21 protein-coding genes and 1 pseudogene are annotated in these 23,538 nt (G+C 60.5%); 9 read left to right on the top strand and 13 right to left on the bottom strand.

Annotation, left to right across the window (positions count from 1 at the left end; all coding sequences use genetic code 11):
* Window positions 1-91 precede the first annotated feature (91 nt).
* The 8 genes from ACUN0G_RS15975 to pqqE all read left to right on the top strand — a co-directional run bounded on the left by ACUN0G_RS15975 (window position 92) and on the right by pqqE (window position 8,389).
* Window positions 92-1,774: a flavin monoamine oxidase family protein gene (locus tag ACUN0G_RS15975; protein WP_063033888.1), complete on the top strand. Its 1,683-nt coding sequence runs from the start codon at window positions 92-94 to the stop codon at window positions 1,772-1,774.
* A 10-nt stretch (window positions 1,775-1,784) separates the two neighbouring features.
* Entirely contained in the window at window positions 1,785-2,579 is a 795-nt protein-coding gene (locus ACUN0G_RS15970) for a carbon-nitrogen hydrolase family protein (RefSeq protein WP_087694733.1), read from the top strand.
* A 50-nt stretch (window positions 2,580-2,629) separates the two neighbouring features.
* Complete coding sequence (gene pqqF, locus ACUN0G_RS15965; protein ID WP_445573809.1) at window positions 2,630-5,002, top strand: pyrroloquinoline quinone biosynthesis protein PqqF; 2,373 nt, start codon at window positions 2,630-2,632, stop codon at window positions 5,000-5,002.
* A 155-nt stretch (window positions 5,003-5,157) separates the two neighbouring features.
* Window positions 5,158-5,232, top strand: coding sequence for a pyrroloquinoline quinone precursor peptide PqqA (gene pqqA, locus ACUN0G_RS15960; RefSeq protein WP_003194766.1), 75 nt, complete (start codon window positions 5,158-5,160; stop codon window positions 5,230-5,232).
* 77 nt (window positions 5,233-5,309) lie between these two features.
* On the top strand, window positions 5,310-6,221 hold the full coding sequence (gene pqqB, locus ACUN0G_RS15955) for a pyrroloquinoline quinone biosynthesis protein PqqB (RefSeq protein WP_258342479.1): 912 nt from the start codon (window positions 5,310-5,312) through the stop codon (window positions 6,219-6,221).
* A gap of 11 nt (window positions 6,222-6,232) precedes the next feature.
* Window positions 6,233-6,985 (top strand): pyrroloquinoline-quinone synthase PqqC, encoded by a 753-nt coding sequence (pqqC, locus tag ACUN0G_RS15950; protein WP_093204382.1) that lies wholly within the window; start codon window positions 6,233-6,235, stop codon window positions 6,983-6,985.
* Window positions 6,982-7,257 (top strand): pyrroloquinoline quinone biosynthesis peptide chaperone PqqD, encoded by a 276-nt coding sequence (gene pqqD / locus ACUN0G_RS15945; RefSeq protein ID WP_003211043.1) that lies wholly within the window; start codon window positions 6,982-6,984, stop codon window positions 7,255-7,257. The genes pqqC and pqqD overlap by 4 nt, the downstream gene beginning before the upstream one ends.
* Window positions 7,250-8,389 carry a pyrroloquinoline quinone biosynthesis protein PqqE gene (pqqE, locus tag ACUN0G_RS15940; protein ID WP_008434380.1) on the top strand — a complete coding sequence of 380 codons (1,140 nt, stop codon included), beginning with the start codon at window positions 7,250-7,252 and terminating at the stop codon, window positions 8,387-8,389. The genes pqqD and pqqE overlap by 8 nt, the downstream gene beginning before the upstream one ends.
* A gap of 6 nt (window positions 8,390-8,395) precedes the next feature.
* Here pqqE and ACUN0G_RS15935 read toward each other — a convergent pair whose 3' ends face one another.
* The 4 genes from ACUN0G_RS15935 to ACUN0G_RS15920 all read right to left on the bottom strand — a co-directional run bounded on the left by ACUN0G_RS15935 (window position 8,396) and on the right by ACUN0G_RS15920 (window position 10,835).
* Window positions 8,396-8,554, bottom strand: a complete 159-nt coding sequence (locus ACUN0G_RS15935) for a YqaE/Pmp3 family membrane protein (RefSeq protein ID WP_003211049.1) — start codon at window positions 8,552-8,554, stop codon at window positions 8,396-8,398.
* Window positions 8,555-8,650: 96 nt separating this feature from the next.
* Window positions 8,651-8,971: a helix-turn-helix domain-containing protein gene (locus tag ACUN0G_RS15930; protein WP_063026725.1), complete on the bottom strand. Its 321-nt coding sequence runs from the start codon at window positions 8,969-8,971 to the stop codon at window positions 8,651-8,653.
* On the bottom strand, window positions 8,955-9,320 hold the full coding sequence (locus ACUN0G_RS15925) for a type II toxin-antitoxin system RelE/ParE family toxin (RefSeq protein WP_445573808.1): 366 nt from the start codon (window positions 9,318-9,320) through the stop codon (window positions 8,955-8,957). The genes ACUN0G_RS15930 and ACUN0G_RS15925 overlap by 17 nt, the downstream gene beginning before the upstream one ends.
* 234 nt (window positions 9,321-9,554) lie before the next feature.
* Window positions 9,555-10,835 (bottom strand): aspartate aminotransferase family protein, encoded by a 1,281-nt coding sequence (locus ACUN0G_RS15920; protein ID WP_445573807.1) that lies wholly within the window; start codon window positions 10,833-10,835, stop codon window positions 9,555-9,557.
* Window positions 10,836-11,044: 209 nt separating this feature from the next.
* Between ACUN0G_RS15920 and ACUN0G_RS15915 the strand changes: the two genes are divergently transcribed.
* Window positions 11,045-11,935, top strand: a complete 891-nt coding sequence (locus tag ACUN0G_RS15915; RefSeq protein WP_258342484.1) for a LysR family transcriptional regulator — start codon at window positions 11,045-11,047, stop codon at window positions 11,933-11,935.
* 226 nt (window positions 11,936-12,161) lie between these two features.
* Here ACUN0G_RS15915 and ACUN0G_RS15910 read toward each other — a convergent pair whose 3' ends face one another.
* The 9 genes and pseudogenes from ACUN0G_RS15910 to bioF all read right to left on the bottom strand — a co-directional run bounded on the left by ACUN0G_RS15910 (window position 12,162) and on the right by bioF (window position 23,405).
* The gene (locus tag ACUN0G_RS15910) at window positions 12,162-13,940 is read right to left on the bottom strand and encodes an acyl-CoA dehydrogenase C-terminal domain-containing protein (RefSeq protein WP_063026717.1); all 1,779 of its coding nucleotides are present in this window, start codon (window positions 13,938-13,940) and stop codon (window positions 12,162-12,164) included.
* 122 nt (window positions 13,941-14,062) lie between these two features.
* Window positions 14,063-15,847, bottom strand: a complete 1,785-nt coding sequence (locus ACUN0G_RS15905) for an acyl-CoA dehydrogenase C-terminal domain-containing protein (protein WP_445573806.1) — start codon at window positions 15,845-15,847, stop codon at window positions 14,063-14,065.
* Window positions 15,848-15,937: 90 nt separating this feature from the next.
* Entirely contained in the window at window positions 15,938-17,227 is a 1,290-nt protein-coding gene (locus tag ACUN0G_RS15900; protein WP_258342489.1) for a GGDEF domain-containing protein, read from the bottom strand.
* Between the two features lie 264 nt (window positions 17,228-17,491).
* Window positions 17,492-19,297 (bottom strand): phenylacyl-CoA dehydrogenase, encoded by a 1,806-nt coding sequence (locus ACUN0G_RS15895; RefSeq protein ID WP_008434376.1) that lies wholly within the window; start codon window positions 19,295-19,297, stop codon window positions 17,492-17,494.
* A gap of 338 nt (window positions 19,298-19,635) precedes the next feature.
* Window positions 19,636-19,917, bottom strand: coding sequence for a hypothetical protein (locus ACUN0G_RS15890; protein WP_010167428.1), 282 nt, complete (start codon window positions 19,915-19,917; stop codon window positions 19,636-19,638).
* Between the two features lie 107 nt (window positions 19,918-20,024).
* Window positions 20,025-20,705, bottom strand: a complete 681-nt coding sequence (gene bioD / locus ACUN0G_RS15885) for a dethiobiotin synthase (RefSeq protein ID WP_445573805.1) — start codon at window positions 20,703-20,705, stop codon at window positions 20,025-20,027.
* Window positions 20,702-21,510: pseudogene (gene bioC, locus ACUN0G_RS15880) on the bottom strand (malonyl-ACP O-methyltransferase BioC). Before bioC ends, bioD begins: the two are co-directional and overlap by 4 nt.
* Window positions 21,503-22,234 carry an alpha/beta fold hydrolase gene (locus tag ACUN0G_RS15875; RefSeq protein WP_177066808.1) on the bottom strand — a complete coding sequence of 244 codons (732 nt, stop codon included), beginning with the start codon at window positions 22,232-22,234 and terminating at the stop codon, window positions 21,503-21,505. Before ACUN0G_RS15875 ends, bioC begins: the two are co-directional and overlap by 8 nt.
* Window positions 22,227-23,405 (bottom strand): 8-amino-7-oxononanoate synthase, encoded by a 1,179-nt coding sequence (gene bioF / locus ACUN0G_RS15870; RefSeq protein WP_445573804.1) that lies wholly within the window; start codon window positions 23,403-23,405, stop codon window positions 22,227-22,229. The genes ACUN0G_RS15875 and bioF overlap by 8 nt, the downstream gene beginning before the upstream one ends.
* Window positions 23,406-23,538 lie beyond the last annotated feature (133 nt).

Below are 23,538 nucleotides of genomic sequence, written 5' to 3'. Positions count from 1 at the left end.
CCTAGAATGGCTGCCATCTTTTCCTATACTCAGCGGGTCGCGCCCCGCCGAGTCGCCAGCAAGGTCAGCCATGAGCATTCCTTCCAGCACCATCAGTAAGCCCAACCGCCACCCCGCCACCGGTAAAAAGCCGATCACTATCTTTGGCCCGGACTTCCCATTCGCCTTTGATGACTGGATCGAACACCCAGCGGGCCTTGGCAGCATTCCGGCCGCCAACCACGGTGCCGAAGTGGCGATCGTCGGCGCCGGGATTGCCGGGCTGGTGGCCGCCTATGAGCTGATGAAGCTCGGCCTGAAACCCGTGGTGTATGAAGCCTCGAAAATGGGCGGCCGCCTGCGTTCTCAGGCGTTTGAAGGCGCCGAAGGCATCATCGCGGAACTGGGCGGCATGCGTTTCCCGGTGTCCTCCACTGCGTTCTACCACTATGTGGACAAGCTCGGGCTTGAGACCAAACCCTTCCCCAACCCACTGACTCCAGCCTCCGGCAGCACGGTCATCGACCTCGAAGGCCAGACGCATTACGCACAGAAACTCGCCGACCTTCCTGCACTGTTCCAGGAAGTGGCTGACGCCTGGGCCGACGCCCTGGAAGCCGGCTCGCAGTTCAGCGATATCCAGCAAGCCATCCGCGACCGTGACGTACCGCGTCTGAAAGAGCTGTGGAATACGCTGGTTCCGTTGTGGGACGACCGCACCTTCTATGACTTCGTCGCCACTTCCAAAGCGTTCGCCAAGTTGTCCTTCCATCACCGTGAAGTGTTCGGCCAGGTTGGCTTTGGCACCGGTGGCTGGGACTCGGACTTCCCCAACTCGATGCTGGAAATCTTCCGCGTGGTGATGACCAACTGCGACGATCACCAGCACCTGGTAGTCGGCGGCGTCGCCCAAGTGCCCATGGGTATCTGGCGCCATGTGCCGGAGCGTTGCGCCCACTGGCCGGAAGGCACCAGCCTCAGCTCCCTGCACAACGGCGCGCCACGGGCCGGGGTCAAGCGCATTGCCCACGCGCCGGACGGCCGTTTCGCGGTCACCGACAACTACGGTGACACCCGCGAATACGCCGCCGTGCTGACCACCTGCCAGAGCTGGCTGCTGACCACCCAGATCGAGTGCGACGAAACCCTGTTCTCGCAAAAGATGTGGATGGCCCTCGACCGCACCCGCTATATGCAGTCGTCGAAAACCTTCGTGATGGTCGATCGGCCATTCTGGAAGGACAAGGATCCAGAGACCGGCCGTGACTTGATGAGCATGACGCTGACGGATCGCCTGACCCGTGGCACCTACCTGTTCGACAACGGCGACGATAAGCCAGGGGTGATTTGCCTGTCTTATTCCTGGATGAGCGACGCCCTGAAAATGCTCCCGCAGCCCATCGAGAAGCGCGTGAAGCTGGCCCTCGACGCGTTGAAAAAGATCTACCCGAAAGTCGACATCGCCGCGCGGATCATCGGCGATCCGATCACCGTATCGTGGGAAGCCGACCCGCATTTCCTCGGGGCTTTCAAGGGTGCACTGCCGGGCCACTATCGCTACAACCAACGGATGTACGCGCACTTCATGCAGAAAGACATGCCGGCGGAGCAACGCGGTATTTTCATCGCCGGCGACGACGTATCGTGGACACCGGCGTGGGTTGAAGGCGCCGTGCAAACCTCGCTGAATGCGGTGTGGGGCATCATGACTCACTTCGGTGGCAGCACTCACCCGCAGAACCCGGGCCCGGGCGATGTGTTCGACGAGATCGGGCCAATCGCTCTGCCCGAATAAGGAGTTGCCCATGCGTGTCGCCCTGTATCAATGCCCGCCTTTGCCGCTGGACGTGGCCGGCAATCTCAAGCGCCTGCATCAGTTGGCGCAAGAGGCCACCGACGCCGACCTGCTGGTACTGCCGGAGATGTTTCTCACCGGCTATAACATCGGCGTGGAAGCGGTCGGCGCCTTGGCTGAAACCCAGGACGGTCCCGCTGCCCAGTCCATCGCCGCGCTGGCGAAAAACTCGGGCGTGGCGATTCTGTATGGCTATCCGGAACGCGGTGCAGACGGGCAGATCTACAACGCCGTGCAGTTGATCGACGCCAACGGCCAACGCCTGTGCAACTACCGCAAGACGCACCTGTTTGGCGATCTCGACAACTCGATGTTCAGCGCCGGCGACGATGATTTCCCGCTGGTGGAATTGAACGGGTGGAAGCTGGGTTTCCTGATTTGCTATGACCTGGAGTTTCCGGAGAACACCCGTCGCCTGGCGCTGGCCGGGGCGGAGTTGATCCTGGTACCGACGGCCAATATGGTGCCCTTCGATTTCGTCGCCGATGTGACGGTGCGGGCGCGGGCGTTTGAAAACCAGTGTTATGTGGCCTACGCCAATTACTGTGGGCAGGAAGGCGAGATCCAGTATTGCGGGCAAAGCAGCATCGCCGCGCCGGATGGCCAGCGGATTGCCCAGGCGGGGCTCGATGAGGCGTTGATTGTCGGCACTCTGGATCGGCAGTTGATGGTCGACTCACGCGCGGCCAATCGCTACCTGCTGGACCGGCGTCCCGAGCTTTATGGTGCTTTGCACAAGCACTGATCCGGCAGGTTTGCGCTAGCATAGGCACTTCCTACGTTTCGGAAGTGCCCATGCCCGCGCCGGCCCACCCTCATCACCTTCAATTGACCCTCGCCAACGGCCTGCGGGTTTCCTTGCGTCATGCACCGCGTTTGAAGCGCTGCGCGGCGGCCTTGCGCGTTGCGGCGGGCAGTCACGATGTGCCCTTGGCCTGGCCGGGACTGGCGCATTTTCTTGAGCATTTGCTGTTCCTGGGCACCGTGCGTTTTCCTGCAAATGAAGGGCCGATGGCCTACGTGCAGCGTCAGGGCGGGCAGGTCAATGCCAGCACTCGCGAACGCACTACCGACTTTTTCTTTGAGGTGCCTGTTTCGGCATTTGAAGCAGCGTTGGAGCGCTTGGGGGATATGCTCGGCCATCCGCGCCTGGCCATCGAAGACCAGCTGCGCGAGCGAGAAGTGCTGCACGCGGAGTTTATCGCCTGGTCGCAAGATGCCACGGCGCAACAGCAACAGGCGTTGCTGGAAGGTATTGCGGCGGATCATCCGTTGCGGGCGTTTCATGCGGGCAATCGGGATAGCTTGCCGGTAGAGCGTGAGGATTTTCAGCAGGCGTTGCGGGACTTTTATGAGGGCTTTTATCAGACCGGGCAGATGACCTTGAGCCTTGCGGGCCCTCAGTCGCTGGCGGAGTTAGAGGCATTGGCGCAACAGTTTGGCGCTGCACTGAAGACTGCACCGCTGCTGCCACAGAAGCCTGCGCCCGCGTTGCTGGCCGGCAATCAACGTAGTTATCGACATACCGATGAGCATCACTGGCATCAGGTCGTGGTGAGCGAGGCATCCGCTGACGCGCTGGACTTCCTCTGTCTGTGGCTGAACGCTTCGGCGCCGGGCGGATTGCTCGCCGACCTGCAGTCGCGGCAATGGGTGAGTGCCATCGACGCGACAGTGCTGTATCAGTTTGCTGGCCAGGCGCTGTTGGATATCAAGTTCACTCTGGACACTCATGGTGCCCCGCAGACGACGCTGATCGAAGAACTGCTGCACGACTGGCTGAGCTTTTTCGCCCACAGTGACTGGACCCTGCTGCGGGAAGAGTACGCGCTGCTGCTCGCTCGCAAGCTACAGGTCAGCGGTGCCCTAGCCTTGGTCCGACAGAATCACGAACCCGCCCTCTCAGAACCTGGCGCCGCGTCCCTTAAAGTCCTGTTGGACTCGCTGCAATTGCCGCCGTCCCGGCACGCCTGGCAACTGCCGCCCCCCAATCCGTTCCTGCGCCCGACCGTCAAAGAAGAGCGCCCGGGACTGATTCGCGGCCAGACCAGCGCCCATCGCGGTTTGCGCACGTTCGCCCAGGATCGCTCCCGTGGCCGAAAGGATCTCTCGGCGTTGACCTTCAGCCAGGCGCTACCAGGCGACACAGATGAAGGCGCGCTTTACCTGCGCTGGCATCTGGATTCGCCGCTGCATGAAGAGCTTTTCCCACGGTTGCGTGAGAACGCCAGCCAGGCCGGCGTCCAGCTGTCTTTCGAGACAATTGGCGGTTACTGGCAGTTGAAGATGGTCGGGCTGCACGAACCCATGCCCGCGATATTGGAGGAAGTGGCACGCGCGCTTCCCCAGTTGGATGAAAGGGCTATGACGCAGCCCGCCACTGCACAGACCATGGCGATCCGGCAGTTGCTCAAGGCATTGCCCGACTATTGCGCCGGCATCACACCTGCAGGCCAGATGACCGGGCAAGATCGATGGTTGACCGCTCGCTGGCAAGGGCTTGCCGTCGGACTGCCAGCCGCCTGCGAGATGGCGATAAAAAGCGCAGCAGGGAAACTGCCGGGGCAACCGGACGCGGCTATCAGTAAGCTTCCATCAATCAATGGCCAGCAGGTGTGGCATGAAGTGAGCACCGACTCCAGCGACAGCGCGCTGCTGCTGTTCTGTCCTACACCGACCCAGTCCCTGGCCGACGAGGCATGCTGGCGTTTACTCGCGCATCTGGTGCAAGCACCGTTCTACCAACGCCTGCGGGTCGAACTGCAACTGGGCTACGCGGTATTCAGCGGGATCCGACAATTCAACGGACAAACCGGCCTGCTGTTCGGAGTGCAATCCCCGAACGCTTCCGTCGCGCAAATCCTCGATCACCTGCACGCGTTCCTGAAACAGTTGCCCACGCTGATCAACGCCAGCGAACTGCCAAACGATCTGGCCCGGCAATTTTCACTCGACGCCCTACCCACCGCCCAAGCCGCCGAACTGCTCTGGCACGCGCACTTGGCAGGTCACCCGTCGGATTACATCCAGCAGCTGCAAGATTTCATCCAGACCCGCACCCGCCAGGATTTAATGCACGCGGCACAGCGTCTCAATGTTGCTGCAGGCGGCTGGCGCTGCGTGACTAACAGCGAGTGCCTGCCGGCTCCCTGGCAGTTATCTGGCTGATCATTGCCGCTTCGGTAAAAGGCTTTTTCCCACAGGACAGCGCTATCTTCACAAGAAGTACGTAACATTCACATGCACACCTCTGAACATCTCCGCTTGGAGGTGGACTATATGTATTGGTAGTAAATGTCCCATCCATCCGTAGGAGTAAGAACATGACCTGGTCCAAACCTGCTTACACTGATCTGCGTATCGGCTTTGAAGTCACCATGTACTTTGCCAGCCGCTGATTGGCTTTGTATCGCAATGCAACGCCTCGGCCCGTCCGGGGCGTTTTTATTTTTGAGTTATGTGTAGTGGAGCGGCCATGTTTGTCCAGATTCTAGGTTCCGCCGCGGGCGGTGGTTTCCCGCAATGGAACTGCAACTGCGTGAACTGCGCAGGTTTTCGCGACGGTAGCCTGCGGGCCAAGGCGCGTACCCAGTCGTCCATCGCGATTTCCGATGACGGCGTGAACTGGGTGCTTTGCAACGCTTCGCCAGACATCCGCGCCCAGCTTCAAGGGTTCGCCCCGATGCAACCCGGTCGCGCCCTGCGGGACACCGGCATCAGCGCGATCATCCTGATGGACAGCCAGATCGACCACACCACCGGCCTGCTCAGCCTGCGCGAAGGCTGCCCGCACCAGGTGTGGTGCACCGACATGGTCCATGAGGACCTGAGCACCGGCTTCCCGCTGTTCACCATGCTGACCCACTGGAATGGCGGCCTGGCCTGGAACCGCATCGAGCTGGACGCCAGCTTCACCATTCCGGCCTGCCCCAACCTGCGCTTTACGCCATTGCCCCTGCGCAGCGCGGCGCCACCCTACTCGCCTCACCGATTCGACCCACACCCGGGCGATAACATCGGCCTGATCGTCGAAGACCTGCGCACCGGCGGCAAGCTGTTCTATGCGCCGGGCCTGGGCAAGGTCGACGGGCGGTTGCTGGAGATCATGGCCGGCAGCGATTGCCTGCTGGTGGACGGCACGATGTGGGATGACGACGAAATGCAGCGCCGTGGCGTCGGCACCCGTACCGGTCGCGAAATGGGCCACCTTGCGCAAAACGGCCCCGGCGGCATGCTGGAGGTGCTGGAGCAGTTGCCCAAGCAGCGCAAGGTGCTTATCCACATCAACAACACCAACCCGATCCTGGATGAGGACTCGCCCGAGCGAGCCGAGCTGCTGCGACGCAATGTGGAAGTGGCGTACGACGGCATGAGCATTGAATTGTAGGAGCGAGCCAAATGACTGACACACCGCTGACCACCGCCGAGTTTGAACAGGCCCTGCGGGCCAAGGGCGCCTTTTACCATATTCATCACCCGTATCACGTGGCGATGTATGAAGGCCGCGCCACCCGCGAGCAGATCCAGGGTTGGGTCGCCAACCGGTTTTATTATCAGGTGAACATTCCCCTCAAGGACGCCGCGATCCTGGCCAACTGCCCGGACCGGGAGGTTCGTCGTGAGTGGATTCAGCGCCTGCTGGATCACGACGGCGCCCCCGGCGAAGACGGCGGCATTGAAGCCTGGCTGCGCCTGGGCCAGGCCGTCGGCCTGGACCCGGATCAACTGCGCTCCCAGGAATTGGTACTGCCCGGCGTACGATTTGCGGTAGACGCCTACGTCAACTTCGCCCGTCGCGCCAGCTGGCAAGAAGCCGCCAGCAGTTCCCTGACCGAATTGTTCGCCCCGCAGATCCACCAGTCGCGCCTCGACAGCTGGCCCCAGCATTACCCGTGGATCGACCCGGCCGGCTACGAGTATTTCCGTACCCGCCTGGGCCAGGCTCGCCGGGATGTGGAGCACGGCTTGGCGATTACCTTGCAGCACTACACCACCCGCGAAGGCCAGGAGCGCATGCTGGAAATTCTCCAGTTCAAACTGGACATTCTCTGGAGCATGCTTGATGCCATGAGCATGGCTTATGAACTGAAACGCCCGCCGTATCACAGCGTGACTGATCAGCGTGTGTGGCATAAGGGGATCACGCTATGAGCTTTGATCGCAGCAAAAAACCGACCTGGCGCCAGGGCTATCGCTTCCAGTACGAACCGGCGCAAAAAGGCCATGTGTTGTTGTACCCGGAAGGCATGATCAAGCTCAACGACAGCGCCGCGCTGATCGGCGGCTTGATCGATGGCGAGCGCGATGTAAGCGCGATCATTGCCGAGCTGGACAAGCAATTCCCTGGCGTGCCCGAGCTCGGTGAAGACATCGAGCAATTCATGGAGGTTGCCCGTGCTCAGCACTGGATCGAACTTGCCTGACCTGCCACCCAAACCGGAGATCGGCCTGCCACTCTGGTTGCTGGCCGAGCTGACCTACCGCTGCCCGCTGCAATGCCCGTATTGCTCCAATCCGCTGGATTTCGCCGAGCAGGGCAAGGAGCTGAGCACCGAACAGTGGATCAAGGTATTTCGCGAAGCCCGGGAAATGGGCGCCGCGCAACTGGGTTTTTCCGGTGGTGAACCGTTGGTGCGCCAGGACCTCGCCGAACTGATCGCCGAGGCGCGCAAGTTGGGTTTCTACACCAACCTGATCACCTCCGGCATCGGCCTCACCGAGCAGAAAATCAGCGACTTCAAGAAGGCGGGCCTGGACCATATCCAGATCAGCTTCCAGGCCAGCGACGAGCAAGTGAACAACCTGCTGGCCGGCTCGAAAAAAGCCTTCGCGCAAAAACTCGAAATGGCCCGGGCAGTAAAAGCCCACGGCTACCCGATGGTGCTGAACTTCGTCACCCATCGGCACAATATCGACAAGATCGACCGCATCATTGAGCTGTGCATTGCCCTGGAAGCGGACTTTGTCGAGCTTGCCACCTGCCAGTTCTACGGCTGGGCCCAGCTCAATCGGGTCGGCCTGTTGCCGACCCAGGAACAGCTGGTGCGCGCCGAACGCATCACCAACGAATACCGCGCCAAGCTCGAAGCCGAAGGCCACCCGTGCAAGCTGATATTCGTGACACCGGATTACTACGAGGAACGCCCGAAAGCCTGCATGAATGGCTGGGGCAGCATCTTTCTGACGGTAACGCCGGACGGTACTGCCCTACCGTGCCACGGAGCCCGACAGATGCCGGTGCAATTTCCCAACGTGCGCGACCACAGCATGCAACACATCTGGTACGACTCGTTCGGCTTCAACCGCTTTCGCGGCTACGACTGGATGCCCGAGCCGTGCCGTTCATGCGATGAGAAGGAAAAGGACTTCGGCGGCTGCCGCTGCCAGGCGTTCATGCTGACCGGAGATGCCAGCAATGCCGACCCGGTGTGCAGCAAATCGGAGCATCACGGGATGATCCTCCAGGCCCGCGAAGAAGCGGAGCACGCCACCCAGACCATCGAGCAACTGGCCTTTCGCAACGAGCGCAATTCACGGCTGATCGCGAAAGGCTGAGGCCCGTTAACGTTTGGCGATGATATACACCGCGTGCACGATGCCCGGAATGTAACCGCACAAGGTCAACAGGATGTTCAGCCAGAACGCGCCGGCGAAACCTACTTGCAGGAACACACCCAGTGGCGGCAGCAGAATGGCGATGATGATGCGAATAATATCCATGGGTTCAGCTCCAGAAAATCGGCTCGTGTGAGCCGTACAAGCTAATCGACCTTGGCCGCTGGTAAGGGTTCAGTGGGATCTGGCACGGGGCCATCCTCAGGCCAGAATTTCCAAACCATGCTTCTGCACGATGCTCAAAAGCTTGAGCGCCATGCCGCTGGGCCGCTTCTCACCAGACTCCCATTGCTTCACCGTGGAGGCGCTGGTGTTCAAGTAACGGGCAAATACAGGTTGGCTGACGTGACTGCGCTCGCGTAGTTGTTTGATTTGCTCGGCCGGGATTTGCGCCGGAATATCCGCAAGGCATGCCTCGTCGAACTCACGAAGGGTGGTTTTGTTAATAGCGCCAATTGCATAAAGCGCTTCGGCGGATTGATGAATGGACTCAAACGCCTCACTTTTATATTTCTTGGTCATGATGTATCTCCACAAACTCCTTGAGATCCAGCATCTGCTGAATCTGTGCTTCGCTGAAACCTTCATAGGTCTTAGCCAGCGACCGAAACCAAACCAGTTCGCTTTGACTGATATTGCTTTGGTTCTGCTTGGCGTATAGCAATTGATATACCCAGTAATGCCTGCCCTTGGCCAAGACAATTGAACGATGTCGGTTCTGATTCAGACGTTTCTTCCAAACACCACCGCCCAAATTGTCGGCTTGGCCGCCAAGCATCTCGCTGAATGCTTCCCTCAATTCCGAATCACATATCCAAGCCTTGCTGGCTGCGTTGGCAAAATTCCGCGTTTTGAACAGCCTGAGCCTCATAGGCATCCCTTCCCAAAAACATACCACTCAGTGGTATAGATTAGAAATAGGGCATAAAAAACTTCACACCCTATCGGCAGTCCTTGCCGACGCCCGCTAAAAGGCCATTTTTCCCAATGATGCTCAAGCACCCTTTTCAATCCAAAAATTACGCGGACAAAAAAACGCCCCCAGCCAAAAAAATCAGGCTGGAGGCGCCGCGTATACCGCGAGACGGTTCAGGAAATAAGGGAGTTAAACGGCAATGCCCTTGCGGCATTGCAGCTGTGCGGTGTGCACCCGGGAGAACGCTCGCGCCAGGCGCAGGAGCATTTCGTCGACGTTGCTTTTGCTCAATGTGAGCGCCGGAGTGAAGCGCAGGCAGTCGGGTTGCGGCGCGCTCAGGATCAGTCCTTCGCTCAGCGCGGCCTTTACCACCGCATCTGCCGAATCTTCCGACAGGGTAAGTCCCCACAGCAGACCCTGGCCACGCAGTTCGCCCTGGCCATAACGATGAGTCAGGCGGGCAAGCCCTTCGCCCAGATAAGCGCCAACTTCGCAAACGTGTTCCAGAAATACGTGGTTGAGTACGGTATCGAGCACCGCTAAACCAGCAGAAGCCATCAGCGCATTGCCGTGGTGGGTACCTTCCAGCTCACCGATTTCAAAACAACACGCCTTGCCCCGCGCAAGCAACGCCGCCAGCGGCACACCTCCACCCAAGCCCTTGCCCAGGCAGATAATGTCGGCGCGTACGCCGTAGTGCTGTTCGGCGAGCAAGGTGCCACAGCGGCCAGTGCCGGTTTGCACTTCGTCGAGGATCAACAGGATGCCCAGCTCGCGGCACAGGCGTTCGACGCCCTTGAGGTAGTGCTCGGTCGCAGGGATGACACCGGCATCGTTCTGGATCGGTTCCAGCATGATTGCCACGGTCTGCGCGTCGACGGCTGCATGTAATGCAGGCAGGTCATTGAACGGTACGTGACTGAAGCCCGGCAATTGCGGCTCAAAACGGTTTTCACTGGCAGCGGCCGATGCCGACATCGCGGCAAAGCTGCGGCCATGGCAACCGTTGCTGGCGGTGATGATGCGATAGGCGCCACCGCGGTGCAGCTGGCCCCATTTACGCGCCAGCTTGATCGCCGCTTCGCAGGCTTCGGCGCCGCTGTTGAGCAGGTAGGCCTGGTCGCTGCCGGTGCGGCGGCACAGGCGATCGGCGAGGTTCAGTTGAGCGCGGTTGTGCAGGCCGTTGCCGGGGTTGATCAGCGATTGGGCCTGATCGGCCAACGCCTGGGTCAGTACCTGCGGGCTATGGCCCAAGCTGTTGGCGCCGCCACCCTGGCTGAAGTCGAGATAGGCGCGGTCTTCGCTGTCCCATAGCCAGGAACCCTGACCGCGTACAAACACCTGAGGCGGACGCGTCACGCTGGGCATCAGGCAGTCGCTGGAAAGGTCGTCTCGCAGTGTCGGAGTTTTCGCATCGAGGATCAGATCATCCAGACTGGGAACCGGGCGACGCAGGTTGAACAGGTTCATGGATAAATCCCGCTGGCAATCGCACCTTGGTCGGTATCACCGACCAGCCCATGGCTGAGGTTTTTTGCCCTGCCTATGCAAACACCGTCAACATAAACACTACTCATCGCACTTTCCGGCCCTGTAAGCCCTGTGAATAGGCGCTAGACTAGGCGTCTCGGGAGCACTCGGCCATTTCGAATTTCCAGCATTTTCGATAAGTATTACTTATGGATTTCAAGCAACTGCGTTATTTCGTCGCGGTGTATGAAGAAGGCCACGTGGGCCGGGCTGCAGAGCGCCTGTCGATCTCCCAGCCCGCCTTGTCGCAGCAGATTCGTCAGCTCGAACAGAACCTCGATGTGAGCCTGTTCGAACGCAGCAGCAAGCGCCTGCTGCCGACCCTCGCCGCCCACACCTTGTACAACCACGCCCTGCCCTTGCTCGACGGGATGCAGCAAGCTGTGGAAGCCCTGCGCAACTTCAAGGGCCAGGCGTTGCGTACCCTGGCGATCGGCGTGCTGCAAACCGTGCACACCAGTCTGGTACCGCAGATGCTCGAACGGGTGCGCAAGGCCCAGCCGCACTTGGTGATACAGATCTACGAACTGACCGGTATGGAAATCGAACGCCGGCTGCTCAACGGCTCGCTCGACATCGGCATCAGCTACCTGCCGCCGCGCCAGCCGGGCCTGCACGGTGTGCTGCTGTATGAAGATGAACTCAAGGTGGTCATCCCGTCTGACCACCCGCTGCGGGAATTCAAGAAAGTCTCCTTGAAGCAAGCCGCCGAGCTACCGATGTTGCTGCTGGGGGAAGAGTTTCAGGTACGGCAGATCTGGCAGGGTCAATTGGCCAACCTGGGCCGTCGTCCGCAAGTGCAGGCAGAGTTGAATACGATGGTGGGGATTCTCGACAGCCTGCCCTACACCAAGCTGGCGACTGTACTGCCCGGACGCTCCCAGGACGAACACAACAGCAAGGCGTTGCTGTGGAAACCCCTGAGCGAACCACGGGTGCCGCTGAAAGTAGGATTGGTGTGCCGGGATGTGCAGCGTCAGCAAGCAACGTTGGAGTTGTTGCGCACGCTGCTGGAAGACGTGATGAACGCGCCTGTCTGACTTTTTCGCAGGCAAAAGAAAACCCCGCCGAAGCGGGGCTTTGCAGACTGTTTCCCTGACATCCATTTCACTCCGCCTTCCTGGCAGAATCCTACGTGTCCGTGTTGTTGCTTTGCGCTTCCTGCGCGACGTCCATGTGAAGTAGATTATCCGTGGATCCAATGTGGCGATAGAGGACGAATAGCAGCACGTCATGTAAGAGAATGCTTACACGCCCTCCAAGCCCTTAGAACAGTGCTTCATCCAGCAAAAACAGCGATTCGCTACCGGCTTTTACCGAGGCGCTGAGGGACGCGATCCTCGGCAGCAAGCGGGCAAAGTAGAAACGCGCGGTGCCCAGTTTGCTGGCGTAGAAATCTTCCTGAGCCTCTTTGCCCAAGGCCGCCTTGGCCATCAGGGCCCACATGTAGGCATAAGCCATGTAGCCGAACGCGTGCAGGTATTCCACCGACGCCGCACCGATTTCATTCGGGTTGGACTTGGCGCGATCCAGCAGCCAGGCGGTCAGCTCATCCAGATCATCCACCGCCGCGTTCAGCGGTTTGGTGAACTCGGCCAGTTCGGCGCCAGCGGTAGCGGTGAAATGGCGGATCTCGTCGGCGAACAACTTATAGAACGCCCCGCCGCTGCCGACGATCTTGCGTCCCACCAGGTCCAGGGCCTGAATGCCGTTGGTGCCTTCGTAGATCTGGGTGATGCGCACATCACGCACCAGTTGCTCCTGGCCCCATTCCCGGATGTAGCCGTGGCCGCCGAAAATCTGCTGGCCATGCACGGTGGTTTCCAGGCCCAGGTCAGTCAGGAATGCCTTGGCAACCGGGGTCAACAGGGCAACCAGGTCGTCTGCACGTTTACGGGTGGTGGCGTCTTCGCTGAACTTGGCGGTGTCCAGCTGCATTGCCACGTAGGTGGAGAATGCGCGGCCACCTTCGTTCGAGGCTTTCATGGTCAGCAGCATGCGCCGCACGTCCGGGTGGACGATGATCGGGTCGGCAACCTTGTCCTTGGCTTTCGGACCGGTTGGCGAACGGCTTTGCAGGCGGTCGCGGGCGTATTCGATAGCGTTCTGATAAGAGCGCTCACCGGAGGCCAGGCCCTGAATACCGACGCCCAGGCGCTCGTAGTTCATCATGGTGAACATCGCCGCCAGGCCACGGTTCGGCTCGCCCACCAGGTAACCCACGGCCTCGTCGAAGTTCATCACGCAGGTCGCGGAAGCCTGGATGCCCATCTTGTGTTCGATGGAGCCACAGGTCACTGGGTTGCGCGCGCCCAGGCTGCCGTCGGCATTGACCATGAACTTGGGCACCAGGAACAGCGAGATGCCCTTGGGACCCGCCGGTGCGTCCGGGAGCTTGGCCAGCACCAGGTGGATGATGTTTTCGGTGAGGTCGTGCTCGCCACCGGTGATGAAGATCTTGGTGCCGCTGACCTTGTAGGAACCGTCTGCCTGAGGCTCGGCCTTGGTCCGAATAATCCCCAGGTCGGTGCCCGCATGAGGCTCGGTCAAGCACATGGAACCGGCCCACACGCCCGAGTACATATTCGGCAGGTAAGTGGCTTTGAGTTCTTCACTGGCGTGAGTATTGATCGACACGCAGGCGCCGGACGTCAGCATCGGGTACAGGCCGAAGGCCAGGCCCGAGGAGTTGATCATCTCTTCAACCTGGGCCGACACCGCTTTGGGCATGCCCATGCCACCGTAGGTCGGATCGCCACCAACACCGACCCAACCGCCTTCGGCGTATGTCTTGTAGGCGTCTTTGAAGCCGGCCGGGGTGAAGACCGCGCCATTCTCCCAGCGGCACCCTTCTTCGTCGCCGCCACGGCTGAGCGGGGCGACGGTCTTGGAAGTGACTTTGCCGGCTTCTTCGAGGATTGCCTCAACGGTCTCGGCGTCTACGGTCTCCGCCAGCGCAGGCAGTTGGGCCCAGAGTTTGGCGACCTCGAAAACTTCGTTGAGGACGAAGCGCATATCGCGCAGCGGCGCTTTGTAGTCAGCCATGGCAAACCTCGTGAGAACTATAACGTTATTCGGGTGGGGTCAGTTTTACAGACCCCGAGTGTAACCGAACAACTTTTGTGACACATAGGGTCTGATCATGACCAACAAGTATTTTACGGTCACTAAAGCGCAAACAGCTCCGCGGGCAGACTCATCAGGCATTCGCTACCCGCCTCCACTGCCGCCCGATGGGCTGCCGTGCGCGGTAGCAGGCGCTTGAAGTAGAACTCGCATGTCGCCAGCTTGCCTCGAGCGTAATCGGCATCACCGCTGCCGCTGTCCAACTGCTCCTGCGCCACCAGCGCCATGCGCAGCCACAGATAGGCGAGGATGATGTAGCCGCTGTACATCAAGTAATCCAGAGCTGCAGCACCCACTTCATCCGGGTTCTTCATGGCGGCCATGCCGACCTTGACGGTCAACTCGCCCCATTGCTGATTCAACTCGTTGAGCTGCGCCACATGACCCTTGAGTTGCGGATGCTCGGCGTTTGCAGCGCAGAACTTGTGGACGATCTTTGTAAAACCACGCAGCAGCTTGCCCTGGCTGCCGAGCACCTTGCGCCCGAGCAAATCCAGCGCCTGGATGCCATTGGTCCCTTCATAAATAGGCGCAATCCGGCAATCCCGCACCAACTGCTCCATGCCCCACTCACGAATGAAGCCATGGCCGCCGAACACTTGCATGCCGTGGTTCGTCACCTCCAGCCCGGTTTCGGTCATGAAGGCTTTGCAGATCGGCGTAAGGAAGGCCAACAGGTCTTCAGCTTCCTCGCGCTGACTTTCGTCGCCGCTCAAGTGCGCGGTATCGAGCAACTGCGCGGAGAAGTAGGTCAACGCCCGGTTGCCCTCGTTGAAGGCTTTCATGGTCAGCAACATGCGCCGCACATCCGGGTGGACGATGATCGGGTCGGCGGCTTTTTCCGGGGCCTTGGCGCCGGTCAGCGAGCGCATCTGCAAGCGGTCGTTGGCGTACTTGATCGCGCCCTGGAAGCTCGCTTCACCCAGGCAAAGGCCCTGCATGCCGGTGCCCAGGCGCGCATGGTTCATCATGGTGAACATGCAGTTCAGGCCCTTGTTCGCTTCACCGATCAGGAAGCCCCGGGCGCCATCGAAGTTCAGCACACAGGTGGCCGAAGCCTTGATGCCCATCTTGTGTTCGATCGAGCCGCAAGCCATCGCATTGCGTTCACCCGAGTCGGCGTGGAACTTAGGCACGATAAACAGCGAAATGCCCTTGGTCCCGGCCGGCGCATCCGGCAGCTTGGCCAGCACCAGGTGGATGATATTTTCACTCATGTCGTGCTCACCGGCCGAGATGAAAATCTTGCTGCCGGTGATCGCGTAGCTGCCGTCTGCCTGAGGCACGGCGCGGGTCTTGATCAGCCCCAGGTCGGTGCCGCAATGGGCTTCGGTCAGGCACATGGTGCCCGTCCACTGGCCAGCGGTGAGTTTGCTCAGGTAGGTGTTTTTCTGTTCTTCAGTGCCATGGGCACGGATCGCCGACATCGCACCGTGGGTCAGGCCCGGGTACATGCCCCAGGACGTGTTGCTGGAGGAGATCATCTCCGCGAGCACCAGCCCGAGGGACATTGGCAAGCCCTGCCCGCCGTAGGCCGGGTCTGCCGCCAAACCGTGCCAGCCGCCTTCCACGTACTGGGCGAAGGCCTCCTTGAAGCCCTTTGGCGTGGTCACCACGCCGTTGTCGAAATGGCAGCCTTCTTCATCGCCGGAGCGGTTCAACGGCGAGAGGACGTTTTCACAGAACTTGGCGCCTTCTTCGAGGATCGCGCCGACCATGTCCGGGCTGGCATCGGTCGCACCCAGCGCCGCGTAGTGGCCGTGGAAGTCGAAAACGTGATCGATCAGAAAGCGCATGTCGCGCAGGGGAGCTTTATAGTCAGGCATGGCGATGTCTCCGGCAGCAGATGCCTTCAACCTACTGCCCCACAGCCCACCGGACAATCACTGTAGGGCCGCTGAATACACCACCATCACTCAACCGGCAGCGCTGTCCATGCGCACCGCGCCCCGGCGGGTCTGCCCCGAAGCGACCACGCAGTTACGCCCCGCGCCCTTGGCGTTGTAAAGCGCCTGGTCGGCGGATTTGAGCACTTCTTCAGGGCTGCGCTGCTCGGCCTGGCGCTCGGCGACGCCGATGCTGACGGTCACCGAAACGCTTGACGCACCACTGCCTGCGCGACGTTGTCGGCCCTGTTGGTCATCATTGGGGCGATCGGGGTTACGCAGTTTGATGTCGTAGTTGGCGATGATTTCGCGGATTTCTTCGAGGTGCGGCAGGCATTCATCCAGGGTCTTGCCGGCGAACACCACGGCGAACTCTTCCCCGCCATACCGATAAGCCCGGCCGCCGCCGTTGACCTTGGACAGCTTGCTGGCCACCAGGCGCAGTACCTGGTCGCCTACATCGTGGCCATGGGTGTCGTTGAAGCGCTTGAAGTGATCAACGTCGCCCATGGCCAGCACATAGTTGCGCCCCAGGCGCTGCATGCGTTCGTTGAGTGCGCGGCGGCCCGGCAGCCCGGTCAGCTCGTCACGGAAGGCCATTTGATAAGCCTCGTGGGCCACACCGGCGGCAATCATCAGCATCACCTGGCTGCACATGATGTTGAGGGTGAACGGCAGGATGAAGGTCTGCGGCAACATCCAGAACAACCCCAGCAAGCCCACCAGTTGTGCGGCGTGCAGCGGTCTTGGCTGGTACCAGTACTGCGCGGCAAGGGTGACAAAGCCAATCAGGAACATCGGGTACGACAACTGGATCAGGCTCATCCAGCGGCCATGCAAGGCGGGCCAGCGAATCTCGGCCAACCAGTTCAACAGCGCCTGGGGGAAACTTTGCTCAAGGGCCAGCGCCACGCTGCCGACCGCAAACAGCACCGCGCACCGTGCGACGAAGTCGCGAAACAGGTGGGTTTTTTCCTGCCAGACCGCATAGATGCCGAACAGCAGCGGCAACAACAGGCAGCACAGATGGAAGACCACGGCCGCGTCTTCCCGAACACTGCCGTGGTCGCGGTAGTAATCGGTCTGGGTGTCCAGCAGGAAATAGACCACGTACACCGTGAGCATCAGGAACAGTTCGCGCTGTCGACGGTAGACCGCGCAGTACGAACCGCCCAGCAGCAACACCAGAGTCGGCAGCACATTGAACAGTGAGGTGAAGAACACATTGAGGTCCTTCACGTACGCAGCCGAGAGCCCCGCCAACAGCAACAGCAGTGAAGGTAAAAAATGACTGAAACGTAAAGCAGACACGCGTGGCAAGGGTAAAGCTCCGACCCGCTAAAAAGATGGCACAGTGCCTTCACTGATCACAGTTAAGCACATTCGATGTGATGCGTATCACATTGCCATCACTTTAACGGCCGAGCGGCGCAATCCCTGAGTGCTGCGCTGTGGTTTTTTATTGAGTGGCGTGGCGCGGGACGCAGAGCATCCCAGGCTGCATGCCCACGCGGAGCATGGGAGCGATAAAAAAAGCCGCCGCTCCCGAAGGAGCGGCGGCTTTTGAAATGAACCCGTCGAGGCTTAGTAGCCCAGGTCGAAGTTCTCTTCTTTCATGTCCATCAGGTTGTTGGCGCCCGACAGCATGGTTGCAACGTGGGTGCGGGTACGCGGCAGGATGCGCTGGAAGTAGAAGCGCGCAGTCTGCAGCTTGGCGGTGTAGAAACCTTCTTCGGTGGTGCCGGCAGCCAGTTTCTCGGCGGCCAGGCGGGCCATATCGGCCCAGAAGTAGGCCAGGCAGGCGTAGCCGGAGTACATCAGGTAATCCACCGAAGCGGCGCCGACTTCTTCACGGTCCTTCATGGCTGCCATGCCGACCTTCATGGTCAACTCGCCCCACTCTTTGTTCAGTGCCGCCAGCGGTGCAACGAATTCTTGTACCGCTTCGTTGCCTTCGTTGGCCTGGCAGAACTTGTGGACGATCTTGGTGAAGCCCTTCAGCGCTTCGCCTTGGGTCATCAGCACTTTACGGCCCAGCAGGTCGAGGGCCTGGATGCCGGTGGTGCCTTCGTACAGCATCGAAATGCGGCTGTCGCGAACGTTCTGCTCCATGCCCCACTCGGCGATGAAGCCGTGGCCGCCGTAGATTTGCACGCCGTGGTTGGCGGCTTCAAAACCGACTTCGGTCATGAACGCCTTGGCAATCGGGGTCATGAACGCCAGCAGTGCGTCAGCCTGTTTCTTGGCTTCGTCGTCGGTGCCGTACTTGACCACGTCAACCTGCTTGGCGGTGAAGTACACCATCGCGCGGTTGCCTTCGGCGAAGGCTTTCATGGTCAACAGCATGCGGCGCACGTCAGGGTGCACGATGATCGGGTCGGCAGCCTTGTCCGGCGCTTTCGGGCCAGTCAGGGAGCGCATTTGCAGGCGGTCACGAGCGTATTTCAGGCCGCCCTGGAAGCCGATTTCAGCGTGGGACAGACCTTGCAGCGCGGTACCCAAACGAGCGGTGTTCATAAAGGTGAACATGCAGTTCAGGCCTTTGTTCGCCGGGCCGATCAGGAAACCGGTGGCCGCGTCGAAGTTCATCACGCAGGTAGCGTTGCCGTGGATGCCCATCTTGTGTTCCAGGGAACCACAGGACACGGCATTGCGCTCGCCAATCGAACCGTCGGCGTTCGGTACGAACTTGGGAACGATGAACAGCGAAATGCCTTTGGTGCCAGCCGGTGCGTCCGGCAGGCGGGCCAGCACGATGTGGACGATGTTGTCGGCCATGTCGTGTTCACCGGCCGAGATGAAGATCTTGGTGCCGGAAACCTTGTAGGAACCGTCGGCCTGAGGCTCGGCCTTGGTGCGCAGCATACCGAGGTCGGTGCCGCAGTGCGGCTCGGTCAGGCACATGGTGCCAGTCCACTCACCCGACACCAGCTTGGTCAGGTAAGCCTCTTGCTGCTCGGGGGTGCCGTGCTCGGAGATGGTGTTCATCGCGCCGTGCGACAGGCCCGGGTACATGCCCCACGACCAGTTAGCTTCGCCGACCATTTCGCTGACTGCCAGGCCCAGGGACTCCGGCAGGCCTTGGCCACCGTGCGCCACGTCGTGGGCCAGGCTTGGCCAGCCGCCTTCGACGAATTGTTTGTAGGCTTCTTTGAAACCGGTAGGGGTCTTAACGCCTGACTCGCTCCAGGTGCAACCTTCGATGTCACCCACGCGGTTCAGCGGTGCCAGTACCTGCTCACAGAACTTGGCGCCTTCTTCGAGAATGGCGTCAACCATGTCCGGGGTAGCGTCCTGGCAAGCCGGCAGGCTCTGATAGTGCGCTTCATAGCCGAGCAGTTCGTCACGAACGAAGCGAATATCACGCAAGGGGGCCTTGTAGTCAGGCATAGCGATAAACCTCTGCTGATGTATCTGGGATGAACAACCGCGTGGATTGTTGTAGCGGTCAAACAGTTGTTTGAAACATACGTTTACGACCTATCCTTGTCAAGCGTCGTGCAAACGCCGTTTGTCATGACGCAGGTCAACGTCAGGCACGGCAAGGCCTGCAGCGAAATGCCGCATGACGATTCAGGGGGAAAAAGATTATTGAGCGGTGAAGATCAATGTGGGAGCTGGCTTGCCTGCGATGCGGGCGCCGCGGTGTATCAGGAGTATCGAGGTGACGCTATCGCAGGCAAGCCAGCTCCCACAGAGAAGCCAGCTCGCGCGATATAAGAGGGGGGTTATGCGTAGGTGTCGATCAACGTGCCGAGCATTTCGTCGGAAGCCTTGGCCACTTTGGCGCCCAGTTCTACCTGGAACTTGCCTTGGGCCATCTCGACCATATTGCTTGCCGAGTTGCTGGCCTGATTGGCATCTACCGAACGCAAACGATCATTTTGCGCGTCCGAAGGCTGGGTCGTGGCGGCGCTGGCGATCTTGCCGGCGGCCTGGTCGACACGGTTCTGCCCGGTCTGAATGGCGCTCAGTCCCGAGTAAAACGCACTGCTACCAGAGATTTCCATGGCTTGAACCTGCCTGAAAGAGAATCGTGAAACCTTATTGAAGCAGACATACCGGCAAAAGGCCCGTTAAAAACACTAATGGCATAATGCCTTATTGATAGGCAAAACTAGTCAAGCAGGTCCAGTTGCAAGTAATCGGCGACCGCTTCGGCGCTGGGATGCTTGAGCTTGGGCACCCTCCCCAGGCATGGCGCGGGAAGTCGTTCAGCCAGGGTCGCGAGGTTTTCTTCCAGACGAGAGGTCTTCGGATCGATGATATTGGCCACCCAACCCGCCAGCGGCAAACCGTCCCGGGCGATGGCTTCGGCGGTCAGCAACGCGTGACTGATACAACCCAGTCGTACCCCCACCACCAGGATCACCGGCAGCTTCAGCGCCTGGGCCAGGTCCGACAGATTGTCCTGATCCGCCAAGGGCACACGCCAACCGCCGGCGCCTTCAATCAAGGTGAAGTCTGCCTGCTTGGCCAGAATATGCTGCATGGGCTTCAACAACGACTGCACCGTCAGTGCCACACCGGCTTCGCGGGCTGCCAGATGCGGCGCAATGGCCGGCTCGAACGCCACCGGGTTGACCTCGGCATAGGTCAAGGGCAGTGAACATTCCGCCAGCAACGCCAGGGCATCCGAATTGCGCAGTCCCTTGGGTGTCAGTTGGCACCCCGAGGCTACCGGTTTGCCCGCCGCCGTGCTTTTGCCCGCTTGCCGCGCGGCATGCAGCAGGCCGGCGGCGATGGTGGTCTTGCCGACATCAGTGTCGGTGCCGGTGATGAAGTAAGCGGCATTCATAGAGGTTTCTCCAGGACGGCGTACACCACTTGATAAGTCGCCGGCAGGCCCTGAGCCTGGCGGAACTGCTCGTAGGCTTGCACCAGTGCAACAATCCGCGCCCGGCCCGTCAAGCCTCCGGGGCGTCCCGGGTTCAGATTGTGCGCACCCAATGCTTTCAGTTCGTGGGTCAGGCTGCGCACGTCGGGGTAATGCAACACGTGGGGACACTGCTCCAGGCTACGCACCCGCAAGCCACTTGCCGCGCATAGCTGTTGATAAGTACTGAATGGCCGGAAGCGGTTCACGTGAACCATGCCATCCGCCGCGCGCCAACTTTCGCGCAACTCATCCAGCGTACCCACGCACAGGCTGGCAAACGCCAGCACACCGCCGGGCTGCAACACACGACGCGCTTCGCTGAGCACTGCTGCAAAATCCGAGCACCACTGCACCGCCAAACTGGAGTAGATCAGCCCGCAACTGGCATCCTGCAATGGCAAGCGCTCGGCATCCCCGGCGATAAAATGTTGCGCACCACCCAAGGGCCGGGCGTGGTTGAGCATGCCTTCGGCAATGTCAGGGCCACGCCTTGGCTATCCGGAAATGACTGGCCCAGCACACGACTGAAATAACCCGTGCCGCAGCCCAGGTCCAACCAGCGTTGTGGAGAAAGCCCCTCGGGCAAACGCCGCAACAGCTCGCTGCCCACCGCACGCTGCAACTCGGCAACGCTGTCGTAACTGGCGGCTGCGCGGGAAAAGGAGGCCGCTACCTGGCGCTTGTCTGGCAAGCCGCCGGGCAACACATGGGACAAATCAGTCATCACCGCACTCATGCAAAAAAGCCTGGATGGCCCCCGCCACACCGTGGGGGTCCTCCAGTAGAAAAGCGTGACCGGCCTGTTCAATCAGGCCGATTTCAACGTCAGGCAACAAGGCGAACAACTCACTGGCCACTTCAGCCGGAACCAGCCCGTCCAGCCCGGCAAACAGATGCAACTGCGGCCCTTGAAAGTCGACCAACGCCTGACGGGTGTCCAATCGGCCCAACAGCTCCAGACCACTGAGCAAGGTCTGCGCGGAGGTTTTAGGGGCACCCGCCAGCAATAGCCGAGCAAGTGATCGGGGATCGCTGGAACCCCGGGCGCAAAGCAGACTGAAGCGTTTTAACGTCGCAACCGGATCAAGGCGGCAACCGTCAAGAAACGCAATAAAATCCTCTTCGTGCATGCCATGGTCCCAGCGGGACCAGGCCACGAAGCTTGCGTTGCTGGCAAAGGTGAGCAAACCGCAACAATGATCACCGCGCCGGGCGGCCAACTCGGCAGCAAGCATGCCGCCGAGGGACCAACCACCCAGCCAGACGTCTTGGGGCAAGGTCGAATCCAGCTCATCGAGCCACTCTTGAAGATCGTCCGACTCCACGTCCGGCAACGGTTCGATCTGCACCTGCAAGTGTTCATCCAGCCCCTGCAACGCCGCCGCCAACGGTTCCAGCGGCGAAACGCCGAGGCCCCAGCCAGGCAGCAATATCAGTCGATCACGCATGGTCGGGCTCCTGGCCTAACAAGCGGAAACACTCTTCCAATGCGCTTAACAATAGCTGCACCTGGGCGTTGCTGTGGGCCGCCGTCAGGGTCACCCGCAGGCGAGCGCTACCGGCAGGCACGGTCGGTGGCCGGATCGCGGTCACCATCAGCCCGCGCTCGCGCAGCATCTGCGACAAACGCACCGCGCGGGCACTGTCGCCAATCATGATCGGCTGGATCGGCGTGAAACTGTCCATCAGCTCCAGGCCAATCTGCTCGGCGCCCTGGCGGAACTGGCGGATCAGCCCATTGAGATGCTCACGGCGCCAATGCTCGGTGCGCAGCAATTCCAGGCTTTTCAGCGTGGCGCAGGCCAATGCCGGCGGTTGGCTGGTGGTGTAGATATACGGGCGGGCGAACTGGATCAGGCTTTCGATCAGCTCTTCGCTGCCCGCGACAAACGCGCCGGCAGTACCGAAGGCTTTGCCCAGAGTGCCCACCAACACCGGAACGTCTTCCTGGCTCAAACCGAAATGCTCGACGATCCCACCACCGTTGGCGCCCAAAGGCCCGAAGCCATGGGCGTCATCCACCATTAGCCATGCGCCCTTGGCTCGGGCTTCACGGGCCAGTGCCGGCAGGTCAGCCAGGTCGCCGTCCATGCTGAACACGCCGTCGGTGACCACCAGCGTATTGCCGGTGGCTTTTTCCAGGCGCTTGGCCAGGCTTTCAGCATCGTTGTGCAGGTAACGATTGAAGCGTGCACCGGAGAGCAAACCGGCATCCAGCAACGAGGCATGGTTAAGACGGTCTTCCAGCACCGTATCGCCCTGCCCCACCAGCGCCGTGACGGCGCCGAGGTTGGCCATGTAACCGGTGGTGAACAACAGCGCTCGCGGGCGACCGGTCAGGTCGGCCAGGGCTTCTTCCAGTTCATGGTGCGGCGTGCTGTGGCCAATCACCAGATGCGAAGCACCGCCACCGACACCCCAACGCGCCGCGCCCGCGCGCCAGGCTTCAATCACTTGCGGGTGATTGGCCAGGCCCAGGTAATCGTTGTTGCAGAACGCCAGCAACGGTTGGCCATCGACCACCACTTCAGGGCCTTGCGGGCTCTGCAGCAGTGGACGTTGGCGATACAGGTGTTCGGCACGACGAGCCGCAAGACGCGCGGCGAGATCGAAAGACATGAGACCTCGGTAGATCAGGGTGAACGCGGTCAACCCTGTGGGAGCTGGCTTGCCTGCGATTGCGGCGACACATTCAACATCAATGTGTCTGACAGACCGCTATCGCAGGCAAGCCAGCTCCCACACTGGATCG

The organism is Pseudomonas sp. 32A (genome assembly GCF_052682255.1).
Note: the sequence above shows the minus strand (reverse complement) of the source record. Positions and strands in the feature narration are given on the sequence as shown.

Bases quoted from the DNA above. Each gene is read 5' to 3' on its own strand.
- ACUN0G_RS15970 (WP_087694733.1), top strand. From the start codon at position 1,785: ATGCGTGTCGCCCTGTATCAATGCCCGCCTTTGCCGCTGGACGTGGCC.
- pqqF (WP_445573809.1), top strand. From the start codon at position 2,630: ATGCCCGCGCCGGCCCACCCTCATCACCTTCAATTGACCCTCGCCAAC.
- pqqB (WP_258342479.1), top strand. From the start codon at position 5,310: ATGTTTGTCCAGATTCTAGGTTCCGCCGCGGGCGGTGGTTTCCCGCAA.
- pqqC (WP_093204382.1), top strand. From the start codon at position 6,233: ATGACTGACACACCGCTGACCACCGCCGAGTTTGAACAGGCCCTGCGG.
- pqqD (WP_003211043.1), top strand. From the start codon at position 6,982: ATGAGCTTTGATCGCAGCAAAAAACCGACCTGGCGCCAGGGCTATCGC.
- ACUN0G_RS15935 (WP_003211049.1), bottom strand. From the start codon at position 8,554: ATGGATATTATTCGCATCATCATCGCCATTCTGCTGCCGCCACTGGGT.
- ACUN0G_RS15930 (WP_063026725.1), bottom strand. From the start codon at position 8,971: ATGACCAAGAAATATAAAAGTGAGGCGTTTGAGTCCATTCATCAATCC.
- ACUN0G_RS15925 (WP_445573808.1), bottom strand. From the start codon at position 9,320: ATGAGGCTCAGGCTGTTCAAAACGCGGAATTTTGCCAACGCAGCCAGC.
- ACUN0G_RS15920 (WP_445573807.1), bottom strand. From the start codon at position 10,835: ATGAACCTGTTCAACCTGCGTCGCCCGGTTCCCAGTCTGGATGATCTG.
- ACUN0G_RS15915 (WP_258342484.1), top strand. From the start codon at position 11,045: ATGGATTTCAAGCAACTGCGTTATTTCGTCGCGGTGTATGAAGAAGGC.
- ACUN0G_RS15910 (WP_063026717.1), bottom strand. From the start codon at position 13,940: ATGGCTGACTACAAAGCGCCGCTGCGCGATATGCGCTTCGTCCTCAAC.
- ACUN0G_RS15905 (WP_445573806.1), bottom strand. From the start codon at position 15,847: ATGCCTGACTATAAAGCTCCCCTGCGCGACATGCGCTTTCTGATCGAT.
- ACUN0G_RS15895 (WP_008434376.1), bottom strand. From the start codon at position 19,297: ATGCCTGACTACAAGGCCCCCTTGCGTGATATTCGCTTCGTTCGTGAC.
- ACUN0G_RS15890 (WP_010167428.1), bottom strand. From the start codon at position 19,917: ATGGAAATCTCTGGTAGCAGTGCGTTTTACTCGGGACTGAGCGCCATT.
- bioD (WP_445573805.1), bottom strand. From the start codon at position 20,705: ATGAATGCCGCTTACTTCATCACCGGCACCGACACTGATGTCGGCAAG.
- ACUN0G_RS15875 (WP_177066808.1), bottom strand. From the start codon at position 22,234: ATGCGTGATCGACTGATATTGCTGCCTGGCTGGGGCCTCGGCGTTTCG.
- bioF (WP_445573804.1), bottom strand. From the start codon at position 23,405: ATGTCTTTCGATCTCGCCGCGCGTCTTGCGGCTCGTCGTGCCGAACAC.